Origin of the sequence: Pseudomonas sp. 2725 (assembly GCF_050434585.1) — a bacterium.
Taxonomy (GTDB): Bacteria; Pseudomonadota; Gammaproteobacteria; order Pseudomonadales; family Pseudomonadaceae; genus Aquipseudomonas; species Aquipseudomonas jessenii.
The window spans coordinates 565,063-577,254 of sequence record NZ_JBNDIV010000001.1 but is presented as its reverse complement, the minus strand read 5'-3'; the positions used below and the strand labels follow the sequence as shown (position 1 = coordinate 577,254).

At 53.1% G+C, this 12,192-nt stretch carries 8 protein-coding genes and 2 pseudogenes; 7 read left to right on the top strand and 3 right to left on the bottom strand.

Translation table 11 applies throughout. From position 1 onward, the window contains the following. The first annotated feature begins 1 nt into the window (after window position 1). The gene (locus ABIE16_RS02700; RefSeq protein WP_090457293.1) at window positions 2–427 is read left to right on the top strand and encodes a DUF2069 domain-containing protein; all 426 of its coding nucleotides are present in this window, start codon (window positions 2–4) and stop codon (window positions 425–427) included. 100 nt (window positions 428–527) lie between these two features. Here the strand turns inward: ABIE16_RS02700 and ABIE16_RS02695 are convergent, their stop codons facing one another. The 3 genes and pseudogenes from ABIE16_RS02695 to ttcA (ABIE16_RS02685) all read right to left on the bottom strand — a co-directional run bounded on the left by ABIE16_RS02695 (window position 528) and on the right by ttcA (ABIE16_RS02685) (window position 3,160). After that, entirely contained in the window at window positions 528–1,202 is a 675-nt protein-coding gene (locus ABIE16_RS02695) for a DNA-3-methyladenine glycosylase I (protein ID WP_057713645.1), read from the bottom strand. 196 nt (window positions 1,203–1,398) lie between these two features. After that, window positions 1,399–2,100 (bottom strand): annotated as a pseudogene (ttcA, locus tag ABIE16_RS02690) (tRNA 2-thiocytidine(32) synthetase TtcA); the annotation flags it as partial. A 166-nt stretch (window positions 2,101–2,266) separates the two neighbouring features. Next, window positions 2,267–3,160 carry a tRNA 2-thiocytidine(32) synthetase TtcA gene (ttcA, locus tag ABIE16_RS02685; RefSeq protein WP_429520525.1) on the bottom strand — a complete coding sequence of 298 codons (894 nt, stop codon included), beginning with the start codon at window positions 3,158–3,160 and terminating at the stop codon, window positions 2,267–2,269. Window positions 3,161–3,660: 500 nt separating this feature from the next. Between ttcA (ABIE16_RS02685) and ABIE16_RS02680 the strand changes: the two genes are divergently transcribed. From ABIE16_RS02680 to ABIE16_RS02655, 6 genes and pseudogenes are all read left to right on the top strand, one after another. Next, on the top strand, window positions 3,661–4,692 hold the full coding sequence (locus tag ABIE16_RS02680; RefSeq protein WP_429520524.1) for an IS110 family transposase: 1,032 nt from the start codon (window positions 3,661–3,663) through the stop codon (window positions 4,690–4,692). Between the two features lie 491 nt (window positions 4,693–5,183). After that, window positions 5,184–6,266, top strand: coding sequence for a 2OG-Fe(II) oxygenase (locus ABIE16_RS02675; protein ID WP_429520613.1), 1,083 nt, complete (start codon window positions 5,184–5,186; stop codon window positions 6,264–6,266). A 510-nt stretch (window positions 6,267–6,776) separates the two neighbouring features. Beyond that, the gene (locus ABIE16_RS02670) at window positions 6,777–7,028 is read left to right on the top strand and encodes a hypothetical protein (protein ID WP_429520523.1); all 252 of its coding nucleotides are present in this window, start codon (window positions 6,777–6,779) and stop codon (window positions 7,026–7,028) included. Window positions 7,029–7,262: 234 nt separating this feature from the next. Continuing rightward, entirely contained in the window at window positions 7,263–8,636 is a 1,374-nt protein-coding gene (gene nhaA, locus ABIE16_RS02665; RefSeq protein ID WP_429520522.1) for a Na+/H+ antiporter NhaA, read from the top strand. Window positions 8,637–9,292: 656 nt separating this feature from the next. Then, a complete protein-coding gene (locus ABIE16_RS02660) occupies window positions 9,293–9,520 on the top strand; it encodes a hypothetical protein (RefSeq protein WP_429520521.1) in 228 nt (75 codons plus the stop codon). A gap of 1,639 nt (window positions 9,521–11,159) precedes the next feature. Further along, window positions 11,160–12,166, top strand: a pseudogene (locus ABIE16_RS02655) (TerC family protein). The last annotated feature ends 26 nt before the right edge of the window (window positions 12,167–12,192 follow it).

The window sequence follows — 12,192 nt, the reverse complement described above, 5'->3', positions numbered from 1 at the left end:
GTTGGCCAAGAAGCCGAAGATCCTGCCCGCCCTCGAATGGCTCGAACCACGCGTCAAGGCGATGCGCGCCATCAGCCTGCTGTGCTTTTTCGGTCTGGTGGGACTGCTGTGTGTTTACTACCTGGCGATTGCCGATCTGCATGGGGCACGCCCCTGGGTGATCCTGTTGATCGAACTGGTGCCACTGCTGATTCTGGCACCGGGGATGATCGTCGGCAGCCCTCGCGGGCATTCGTGGATGTGCTTTGTGGTGAACCTGTACTTCATCAAGGGCGCATTGGCTGCCTATGACCCGAACCGGCAAGTCTTCGGCTTGCTGGAGATGGGCGCGAGTCTGGCGGTGTTTTGCTCGGCGCTGCTGTATGTGCGCTGGCGGTATCAGTTGAACCGCAAGTTGGCTGGCGAGGGCGAACCCTCCGTCGCCTGACCCACAGCTATCGCGAGAAGGCTCGCTCCCACAGGGGATTTTGTGAACGACACAGATCCAATGTGGGAGCGGGCTTGCCCGCGATTGGGGCGACTCGGTCTCAATGATTGACTGTGTAAGCCAGCATCATCGAAATCTGGCTCATCGGCCGCCCGCCGCTTTCCTCATGCCACTGATTGAACACGTCCTGCACCAACGCCAGGTCGCGCAGACTGCTCGGCACCTTGTCGATGATGTCCTGCGCATTCAGCGCAGCCACCACGTCATAGCTCGGTACAAAGGTGTCCTTGCCGATCATCCGCAAGAAGCGCGGGGCAGACAGCCCGCCCAACTGATGTCCACGTTTTTTCAGGAAGGTCCAGAGCCCGACGATATCGGTCACCGGCCAGTCGGCGATAAGCGCGCCGAAGCTGCCCTTTTCATGGGCCACGTCCAGTATGAACTGCGCATTGCGCGGCACGCTCTTGAGCTTGCCCAGGTGACGGATGATCCGCGTGTCCTGCATCAGGCGCTCAAGGTGCTCGGCGCTCATCAGCACGACTTTTTCCGGGTCGAACCTGAAGAACACTTCTTCGAAGGCCGGCCACTTGGCATCCACCAGGCTGTGCTTGAGCCCGGCGCGGAACACCCGTAGCGCCATCATCGAGAGGTAGCGATCGTCGCTGATCTTGCGCAGTTGCGCGGGAGTCTTGGGAACGGGCAGATGGGCTTCCAGTTCAGCCGCCGAACCGAAGCGGTTCAAGCAGTACTCATTCAGCCACTTGTAGTCGCGCATGCCCTCTCCTGGAGGTTGAAACAAAATACAGTTGTAGAGTGAGCCTGTGGCGAGGGGGCTTGCCCCCGTTGGGCTGCGAAGCGGCCCCAAGATCTCCCAAGTACCAAAGATCTTGTGAGTGCTGCGCACTCAAACGGGGCGGTGCGGCGTTCCGACAAGCCCCCTCACCACAGGCTCGCTCCCACAGTAGTTGTGGTCAGAGGTTGACCACGTTGACGAAGCGCGATGCGGCGCTTTCGTCGATCTTGAGGCTGGTGAAGTCGAACAGGTTGCGATCCGCCAGTTGGGACGGGATCACGTTCTGCAGGCTACGGAAAATGCTCTCGGTACGGCCCGGGGTCTTGCGTTCCCAGTCCAGCAGCATTTCCTTGACCACCTGACGCTGCAGGTTCTCCTGGGAACCGCAGAGGTTGCACGGAATGATCGGGAATTGCTTGAAGTCCGAGTAGGCCTGGATGTCTTTTTCGTTGCAGTAGGCCAGCGGGCGGATCACCACATTACGACCATCGTCGGCGCGCAGCTTCGGTGGCATGGCCTTGAGCGAACCGTTGAAGAACATGTTCAGGAAGAACGTTTCGACGATGTCGTCGCGATGGTGACCGAGGGCCATCTTGGTCGCGCCGATTTCATCGGCGAAGGTGTAGAGCGTGCCGCGACGCAGGCGCGAGCACAACGAGCAGGTGGTCTTGCCTTCCGGGATCAGCTCCTTGACCACCGAGTAAGTGTCTTTCTCGACGATGTGGTACTCGATCCCCAGATCCTTGAGGTAGGCCGGCAGCACGTGCTCCGGGAAACCCGGCTGCTTCTGGTCCATGTTCACGGCCACGATCTCGAACTTGATCGGCGCGACTTTCTGCAAGTGCATCAGCACATCGAGCATGGTGTAGCTGTCTTTTCCTTATAGCTCAAGGATATCCCAAGAGACATTACACTCATGCTCGTAACCCTCTAATTTCAATCAGTTTTACAAATAACATTCTTTACAAAAAAAGTCGATAATGTAAATTTCATGGTTTCACGAACTCCAGAACCTCCCTTTCCTCACACAAAACGACGTTGAACCTTTACAAAACCTGGACGACATTTATCCAGTTTTCAACGCGGGAAGAAGAAACCGCTGCGTCTTCAAACTTGTAGGGCGGCCGCCCTTCCGATCTGTCAATAGACAGATTTACGAAGTCGAACAGACTGCGATCGGCCATCTGGGAAGGGGTTACGCTTTGTAAGCTGTGAAAAATGTTTTCCACGCACCCGGGATTTACCGAGTCCCACTCCGTAATCATCGATTTAATTTTTTTCCTTTGGAGATTCTCTTGTGAGCCGCAGAGATTACATGGAATGATCGGATACGCGCTATCAGCAGCGACCTTAGCTACATCTTTTTCTCGGCAATAGGCGAGCGGTCGAATAACGATATTTCTCTTATCGTCACTGAGAAGTTTAGGCGGCATCCCTTTCATCTGCGCTTGGAAAAACATGTTGAGAAACAAGGTCTCAACCATATCATCCATATGATGCCCAAGCGCCAATTTAGTAGCCCCTATTTCCTCAGCAAAACTATAAAGCGTACCCCTTCTGAGCCTAGAACAAAGAGAGCAGGTTGTTTTACCTTCAGGAACTTTTTGCTTGACGACCGAATAAGTATCCTTGTCGATTATATAATAATCAATCCCTTTACTCTCAAAAAACTCAGGCAAAACATGCTCAGGAAAACCAGGCTGTTTCTGATCAAGATTTACAGCCACAACGCTAAACCTTATTTGCGCAACGCGCTGGAGGTGTAGCAGCGCATCCAGCATTACAAAGGAATCTTTGCCACCACTTACGCACACCATAACTTTATCGCCGTCTTCGATCATCGCGTAATCTACAACAGCCTTTCCGACATTGCCACGCAGCTTTTTACGACGAAGCTCTGCTGCCTTATTTAATTGAGCTGTATTTTCATCTATCATCATGGCTTTAAGTTCCGACCAATAATTTAGAAATAACTTCAATGAAAAAATGACCTACTTAAAACATCCACACCACTTGCAACGAGCCAAGATAGTTAGCCACCGCAAAAACCAAATATAGAAAAAACTCATGACAAATAAAATACAGCAGTGCAGACACTTCACATCTTATCTAGACGCTTAAATCTCGAAAAAGAGATAAAGCGTATGACAACTGAATTGGCTGCATCATAACAAGATTGTGTCTACATTTTAAGTGTAGCCTGACCAACGATCGCCTTCTGCTCCACTAGGGCGCCTCAGTGATTGCCGACACCACGGAGTACTGCGGTGACCAGGGTTGATTGGCCTCACAGACACTCATGGCGATAGATAATCATCTACCTTTTGGGACGGCTGCAGCCGGGATCATCAAGCAATGGGATGGACTCCTCCTCACCTCGGCATCTTGAGTGCCAGACTGACGGTGCGAACCACAGTCAACCGTGAGAAGGAGTCCACACATGAAGCTTATGCGCATTGGGGTCGACCTGGCCAAGAACGTGTTTCAGATTCACGGCGTGGATCATCATGAGCAGCCAGTCTGGCGGCAGCGTTTACCTCGCGATCGCTGGCTGCAAACGGTGCAGGAGAAGATCGAGCCCGGCTGTGAGATCGGCATGAAAAGTTGTGGCGGTGCGCACCATTGGGCGCGGCAGCTACAGGCACGCGGTTTTCAGGTGAGGCTGATCGCGCCGCAGTTCGTCAAACCGTACGTCAAGCGCAACAAGAACGACGCCAACGATGCCGAAGCAATCTGTGAGGCGATGAGCCGCCCCAGCATGCGCTTCGTCGCCGTCAAGACCATCGAGCAACAGGATATCCAGGCGACGCATTGCATCCGGGCCGGCTTAGTCGAACAGCGGACGGCCAACGCCAATCAGATTCGTGGGCTGATCGCCGAGTACGGCCTCGTTGCGCCGAAGGAATTACTGATACTGTGTCGTGCAATACCGTGCTGGCTAGAAGATGCCGATAACGGATTGACGGCACACTTTCGTCATCTGCTGAATGGCTTGTGGGATGACCTGCGCGCACTTGATGAGCGCGTGAGCAAACTCGATGGTGAGATATCTGCGATCGCGGCAAGTGAGCCAGCGGCCGTCCGCTTGCAACAGCTGCGTGGCGTCGGCCCGATGATTGCCACTGCGCTTGTTGCTGCCATCGGTGATGCCAGTCAGTTTGCTAACGGCCGACAACTGGCCGCCTCGCTAGGGCTGACGCCAAAGCAACACAGCTCTGGCGGCAAGGATCGACTGCTTGGCATCAGCAAACGTGGCGATGCTTATCTACGAACGCTGATGATCCACGGTGCGCGGTCGGCACTGCACACGGCCAAGTCCAAAGACGATCGACTCAGTCAGTGGGTTGTCCGTTTAGCCGAGCGCTCACATCCCAACGTGGCCGCTATCGCACTGGCCAACCAAACTGCACGCATGGCTTGGGCGATGCTGCGCAACGGCACTGATTACCAACCGGATCGGGCAGCGGCCTGACCCATTCATCCCGGGAGAAGCCCCACACACCACGATTGCGAAGCAACCCGAGCAATGGCAAACCGGTCGAACCGGTGCCGGCAAAACCCTTTAACGTCCAGGTGCGTAAAGTACGTATAGCGATTGGGAGCCGACGCGCGAATAGCCCATCATGGCCCTGCATCAAAACGATGCCGCAGTAAGAGGCCGAATATACGTGTGCAGTCGGCACGGGCGCCAAAGCGAAGGAGGCTTGCAACGAGGAGGAGTCCATATACGGTCATATGGAGGCTTCTAGGAAACTAGAGACGATTCAATGGGCAGTTTCAATAAGACTGAACTAGCCTTACCTAAAAACTTCGAATGCTTGGAGCTCTTCCTCCTATCGCATCGCAGTGAACGGCACCGTAAGCCAATTCACACGTGGCACTTTTGGGGAAGAGGCAGTGCTCAGCATGAGTTTCCTGGCTTTATTCCTGATAGCGATCCACTACCGCCGGCAAGGAGATGTGATGCGCGCCACAGCGTTTTCAGTCGGTGAACCTGCCCCTTGGTTCTATTGCCGAACTCAACAAAGAGAGCGCTTTTGTTTCGACACTATTGCCGGTCGGTATGTAGTGCTTTCTTTTTTTGGTTCTGCAGCTGATCCTGCATCAATTAAAGTTCTGGAAGGTGTTCGGGCCCATCGCCAGCGGTTCAATGGCGATCACGTCTGCTTCTTAGGTGTTTCCGTAGATCCAGAGGATGAAAAGCTGAAGCGGGTAGAAAGCTCGATGCCTGGCGTGCACTTCATCTGGGACTTCGATCGGTCAGTTAGTAAGCTCTACGGTACGTTGCAGCTAGACGGCAGCATCAGGCAAATGACCTATGTGCTGGATCCAGCGCTACGTGTCTTGGCCATCGTCCCGATAGAGACACCGGTCGATAACCATATACCCTCGTTAATGCGCTATCTGGATAGATTGCCCGCACTGGCTCCGCAACATATCGCCACTCCACACGCACCAGTCTTGGTGATTCCCCGTATATTTGAGCCCTCGCTGTGTAAAACACTGATAAGTTATTACGACGAACGTGGCGGAGAGGAGTCTGGATTTATGGTGGAGCAGTCGGGTAAAACTGTCCAAATCACCGACCATAGCCACAAAAGACGTCGTGACTGTTTTATTGAAGACAAGGCGCTATCCAAAGCATGTTCGTTGCGTATAGCTAACCGCCTGATTCCAGAGCTACACAAAGCGTTCCAGTTCTACGCCACTCGAATGGAACGATATCTGGTGGCCTGCTATAACAGCGAGGAAGGTGGGCATTTCCGGCCCCATAGGGATAACACCACAAAGGGCACAGCGCATCGCCGTTTCGCCGTTTCCTTGTTTCTTAATTCGGGAGAGTACGAAGGCGGTTTTCTACATTTTCCAGAGTTTGGAAAAGTGCTTTACAGCGCGCCAACAGGAGGGGCTGTGGTGTTTTCGTGTTCACTTTTACACGAAGCCACTCCTGTAACCCAAGGTCGTCGATATATGTTTCTCCCGTTTCTATACGATGATGCTGCTCGCGCCATTCGAGAAGAAAATCGCCCATTTCTTGACAGCTGACTCGTGCTTAACACAATTCAGCTGTCATTACGGACGGTCTTGAATACCAGTTCGTTGTCAGCGCAGTACTGCAACCCTATGATTGGTCAGGTCGAATGCAAATGGGTGGGCAAGTCTGTGCAATTACCCAACCCAGACGCGCATCCAGTTAAATTATGAATTCTCTCATAATTGCGCATAAAGCTAGAAATTTAGAATTTTTTTGCTGATTACGACACGTGAATGGTAAAAAAACCAAAATATCTTATTTATACACCATCCTGGCATCCGTCCTCCGAATGCATTGGGTTTGGTCCTCAAGCTCCGCAACCATGATCGGTAGAGAACTGCCCACAGTCAAAAGCAGACAGTTATTATATGAAACCAACCAGTGGTGAGGCTTCAAGTGTTCCAGTTTCTGCTAGCTACTAGCGGCGCGCTCGCGCTGCTTATGTACCTGGTGATCGCCGTTTCTTCTGCTGTTCATGCGCCGTAAGCCTGTGGCCATTGGGAAAGCGTCTTGAGGTGCGCATGTGGCTATTCCCTTGGCTGACGCTGCTGATCATCGTGTTCATCATCGGCATATTCGCAGTGATGGCGATCTTTCCGATCCAAGGGGTCGAGCTCCTTAGCATGTTTGACCTGACGGCCTTTCTGGTAACCGTCGGGGCTTTTCTGCAAAAGAGCGAAGGGGGCCAGTCCGCACTCTCGGCCCGACGCAGCGCCATGCAAGTGGGGCACACGCTCTACGGGCCAGAAAACGTGGAAGAAATGATTACCTAGTTCCACGTTCAGGGCGGCTGTACCTACGTTGCCCCACAGAACATGGGCGTCCTGCGATTCGCAGGGTGACATAGGAGATGGAGTAGCTTAGCTGCTGACGACTCACCTAGGCATTAGCGCAAACAATTTGCGCCGAGGCCCATACATTCATACCATCACATAGGGTGCCCTGCTGTATATAGCGCAGGGCAGGTTAATCTTACGCGTTGGTCGGGCCGCCATCGGAGAACTTCAGTGCCCGAAAATAATCCCTCTTCTCCGTCTATCCCCCGCCCTCAAGTGCTCACCGAAAAAGCACTTGCTGCTCTTGAACGTTTTTCGCACATTGAAGCCGTCAGCGGGATTGCTCTTCTAATAGCAGCTATTGCGGCCTTAGCTTGGGCAAACAGTTCTTTTACTGGGAGCTACGAACACCTTTGGCATACCAAAATCATCATTAGTTTTGGTGATGCCACCGTATCCCAGTCCCTTCATTTTTTTGTGAATGATGGGTTGATGACGATATTTTTTTTAGTCGTCGGTGCGGAGATACGTCATGAAATCCATGATGGGGCCTTGGCGAGCCTTAAAATGGCTTTGCTCCCAATGGGGGCAGCACTGGGCGGAGTGTTGGTTCCGGCGTTGATGTACATCGCGATCAACCATGGTACAGAAGCCAGTGACGGCTGGGCTGTGCCAACTGCAACAGATATCGCATTTGCTGTAGGTGTACTTGCATTGCTAGGTAAGTCAATACCCGGAGGCGTAAGGGTATTACTGCTAGCATTAGCGATCATTGATGACATCGTGGCTATTCTGATAATTGCGGTATTCTATACTTCTAACTTGGACTACATGGGGATAGCAATCGCCTCGGGCGGTATGCTGATGATTCTGATGTTCCAGCGGATGGGGGTTGGCAAGATGGCTCCCTATGTATTACCTGGCGCGATCATCTGGTACGGATTGCTTAAAACGGGTGTGCATCCGACATTGGCTGGCGTGCTGCTCGGGCTATTAAGTCCAGTGCGCTCAATGCCAATGACGGAACGACCGTTAGATATTATTCAGAGAAATTTTCATGAATTATTAGACAGATTTTCCTCAAATGGCACTCCAGATCAGTCAGTTACTAAGCCTTTGAAGGAAATACTTCAAGCTCAGAGGGAGATGCTTTCCCCGGTGCAGCGTATTCAAGCGACACTTCACCCATGGGTCGCATTCGGCATTATGCCGCTTTTCGCCTTAGCTAACGCTGGTGTGAGCTTCACAGGCGCCGACCTCGCAAACGCACTATCCCAGCAGGTATTTATAGCGGTGATGTTGGCGTTGGTTGTAGGCAAGCCATTAGGCGTGATTTTTGCCTCCTATCTACTCGTCAAATTCAAATGGTGCGAACTCCCTACCGGAGTAAGCTGGTTTGGGATAGTCCTCGTTGGCCTACTCGCGGGAATTGGCTTTACCATGTCAATCTTCATTGCGTCGCTTGCATTTGACGATGCGGCCCTGCTAGCCGCCTCAAAATTGAGCGTGTTATGCGCTTCCAGTGTTGCTGCAGTATTAGGCCTGAGTTGGGTTTGGATACGGCGATTACCCAAGCGCGAGCAGCCAGAGGAAAACAGCGAATGAACTCAGGTACAGAAAGCATTATAGGTGTAACTCTATTGATTCCTTGTTATACCCTTTGCCTTAGCCTTTTATTTTGCTGACAGCAGAGTAAAGGGCGAGGCATTGTTACACCTGCCACTCCCCTACAAACTCTATAATCGGCATTACAACATACCGTCTCTGACGCCGTCGCTTGAGGCGATGGTGTCCACCTCAAATTACGTGGACACCATTTTTTACAACTTTAAATCGGACGCCCATGCCACCAGAACGCCGTTCCTATCCGAGTCGTTCAAGACCCAGGTCATTGCCGAGTGCGCCCAGCCTGACACTGCCACCCCAAGGTCGCCATAACCTACAACCTCACGCTGATCTCGTTCATAAGTGACTCTGGGTACATGCGCAGAAAACTCTGACATTCAAACGCTTTCATCCAAGCAAGGGCAGCACCGACGACGACGGTGCAGCAAGCTCCACCTACCCCGAATTGAACCAAAGTACCGCATTCAAAAGGTGAAGTTGTTGTGAGTTGGTCGGCAGACAATGCAGCGGCGTAAGCTGCTTTCCTGAGAGACTTGCTGCAATGATTCACATCGACTTCATCTGGCTCGCCACCGAGCCTTGGACATGATTCTCGTTTTGCAAACCGCCGCGCCTCCGTATGGAGACATGGGCGCATGACGGCGTGGGAATCTGGCTTGTCGCCAGGCGCCTGCAGCAAAGGCTGGCCCGGTGTGGAGCATGACTCCGAAGTCGAGTTGGATGTCGAGCAACTTCCATTAAAAATCGGTCAACAAGAAACTGGTCTATGTATTCGCGTAACGGAGATAAAAAGCCCAGTTTTTTATCTCTTTGGGTTAACTCTTACCAATCCCAAAAAAGACACCCTGCCAATCAGGGCGTGATATTTTTTGAATCAAATTCGCTGTCGACAGAACGGTAATACGGGCTAATCTGAAACCGTTACTCAGGAGGCTCCTGAGTGAGTTATATTTGGGTCTATACGACCATGCAATCCTCGGTTCATACGTTATGGGCGGGGTCGCGTCGGGCACCCGTAAGGGTGGCTGGACTAGTGCTAGCACTCCAACCTTCGCGGCTTTGCCTACCCTCCATTCGTATACAAGCAATGGTGGCTCTCCAGTTATCCTTGGTTCTACGACTTCGCTGGATTCCGATTTTTTGTAGACCTGACCTCGAGAGGCTTGCGCGATCCCGATTTCGACTGGACTGCCGGCGCGACGGCCGGTGTACGGGTCAAGCGGGCCGATCAACTTTTAAGACTTCAGCCATACCTCGGTAGTAAAACGCGGGCCTAATTTCAAATTCAGTTTTAGTCGCATCACTTTTCAGCGCTTTGACGGCTTGAAGCTGTTTGGATAGGTGCGTTTCGAGTTGGTAGAATTCGGAGAGTTCGGACATGAGAAACCTCGGATAACCCTTCCCGGGGCCGTAACATGTGCGCGACCGGCTGGGTGAAGTCGGCATAGATCGGGTCCAGCTGCGGAATGGCAGAATGGCAGAATGGCAGAATGGCAGAATGGCAGAATGTAAGTTTGGGGTCGCACGCGGCCCTTCGCGACAGGCACTGATCGGCCAAAAGCTACCCGTGGTAAGTGGCTGGTGACCGGCCAAGTAAACAAACATTCCGTTAGCACCGCTATCGGTCATTTAGTAGGTATGCGTCCGGGCATCACGTCTTGCGTGATTAAACCAGCTGCCACTTATGTGGAAGCAACTGCTCGATTTCACTCGCCCGCTCCATCGCCGGCGAGTTACGCATAGTTGGACCTACGATCAGAAAGAGTCGTTGATACATGCCTCATGTGGCACCACCAAACGTTCTGGGTTATCCGCTAGCGCCCCCAGAACTCTCGCTTGTCCCACCATTGATGATCTCTTATCGCCTCAACTACCTTGATTGACACTATCAATATACGCCAGCATTACCGGCTTATCAGTTTCCAGACCTTTCGAAGGGTGTAGCAGACCTTTTCATCACGATCGAGTAGGAGGCGGGATTGTTGGCGCTGATGCGGTTTTGACCCAGGCTGCCGGAAATCGTTGAACTACCTGAATACTCGGTAATCGATGGTCTTATGCGTGTCTTCACAGACCGCCTTAGGGCGGCTAAAGTCGGCAGTTTGAGTCAAAACCGCATCAGCACCGACAGGTCTGCGGCGTAAGGTACGACTGTTCGGCGGCGCGTGCCATGCCCCCACCTTGGCCACGGAGCAGAACTAATGCCATTACCGGTAGTTGAGCATCTGAATCAATACTTCGTAAAAAACGAACAATTCGCAACGTATAAACGATCTTTATTGATGCAACATGCCCGTTAGCATGACCTCTTCCAGCCCATTGCTGCGCCATGCGGAGACAGTCATGCAGATGGCCATCCAATGCCGCGGTTTCGAGCTAACCGAGGGTTTGCACGATTACTTCAGCAAGCGCCTGGCCTACAGCTTAAGTCACGGCGCCGCCCGCATTGGGGCGGGTGATCGTGCGGCGCTACATGAGTATCGGCCAACCTTGGATAGTTAAATGACCGCCATTAGCGTCGGCCAATCTTGGATGTGGGCCGCCTTTATCGGGTTCGTCCTCGCCATGCTGGCGCTGGATCTTTTCGTCTTCGGCGGGCGCAAGGCGCATCGTGTTTCAGTACTCGAAGCGCTGGCCTGGGTCATCGCCTGGGCCAGTTTGGCGTTGGTCTTCTCCGTCCTGCTCTGGTGGTATCTGCGCAGCATGTTCGGCGCCGAAGTGGCCCAGCGTACAACGCTCGAATTCCTGACGGGCTACCTGATCGAGCAGTCGCTGTCGATCGACAACATGTTCGTTTTCGTGATGATCTTCGGCTATTTCGCCGTGCCGCCAGAGTTGCAGCGCCGCGTCCTGCTCTATGGCGTGCTCGGCGCCATCATCATCATCATCATCATCATCATCATCATCATCATGCGCGCCGGTATGATTTTCGCCGGTGTCTGGCTGGTGCAGGAGTTTGCCTGGCTGCTCTACGTCTTTGGCGCTTTCCTCGTCATCACCGGCTTCAAGATGCTGATCTTCGCCAACCAGCAGCCAGAGCTCGAAAAGAACCCTTTGCTGCGCTGGCTGCGTAGCCATCTTCGCATCACCGACGGTTTTCACGGCGAGCGCTTCTTCGTGCGCCAGAACGGCCTGCGCTGGGCGACACCGATGTCCCGGTGCTGGTACTGGTCGAGGCCAGCGACCTGGTGTTCGCGGTCGACAGCATCCCGGCTATCTTCGCCGTCACCACCGACCCCTTCATCGTGTTCACCTCCAACATCTTCGCCATCATGGGCATGCGCGCACTGTATTTTCTGCTTGCCGACATGGCCTACCGTTTCCACTTGCTCAAATATGGTCTGGCCATCGTACTGGTGTTCATCGGCGGCAAGATGCTGGTCGCGCCGTGGTGGCACATGCCGATCCAATGGTCGCTGACCACGGTCGGCGGCATCATCTTGATTTCGGTACTGTTGAGCCTGACTTTGACGAAGAGCAAAACACGGGTTACGGGAGAACAAGGATGAATTTGAGACAAGAACGGACAATGCCG

Bases quoted from the DNA above. Each gene is read 5' to 3' on its own strand.
- ABIE16_RS02695 (WP_057713645.1), bottom strand. From the start codon at position 1,202: ATGCGCGACTACAAGTGGCTGAATGAGTACTGCTTGAACCGCTTCGGT.
- ttcA (WP_429520525.1), bottom strand. From the start codon at position 3,160: ATGATGATAGATGAAAATACAGCTCAATTAAATAAGGCAGCAGAGCTT.
- ABIE16_RS02680 (WP_429520524.1), top strand. From the start codon at position 3,661: ATGAAGCTTATGCGCATTGGGGTCGACCTGGCCAAGAACGTGTTTCAG.
- ABIE16_RS02675 (WP_429520613.1), top strand. From the start codon at position 5,184: ATGCGCGCCACAGCGTTTTCAGTCGGTGAACCTGCCCCTTGGTTCTAT.
- ABIE16_RS02670 (WP_429520523.1), top strand. From the start codon at position 6,777: ATGTGGCTATTCCCTTGGCTGACGCTGCTGATCATCGTGTTCATCATC.
- ABIE16_RS02660 (WP_429520521.1), top strand. From the start codon at position 9,293: ATGACGGCGTGGGAATCTGGCTTGTCGCCAGGCGCCTGCAGCAAAGGC.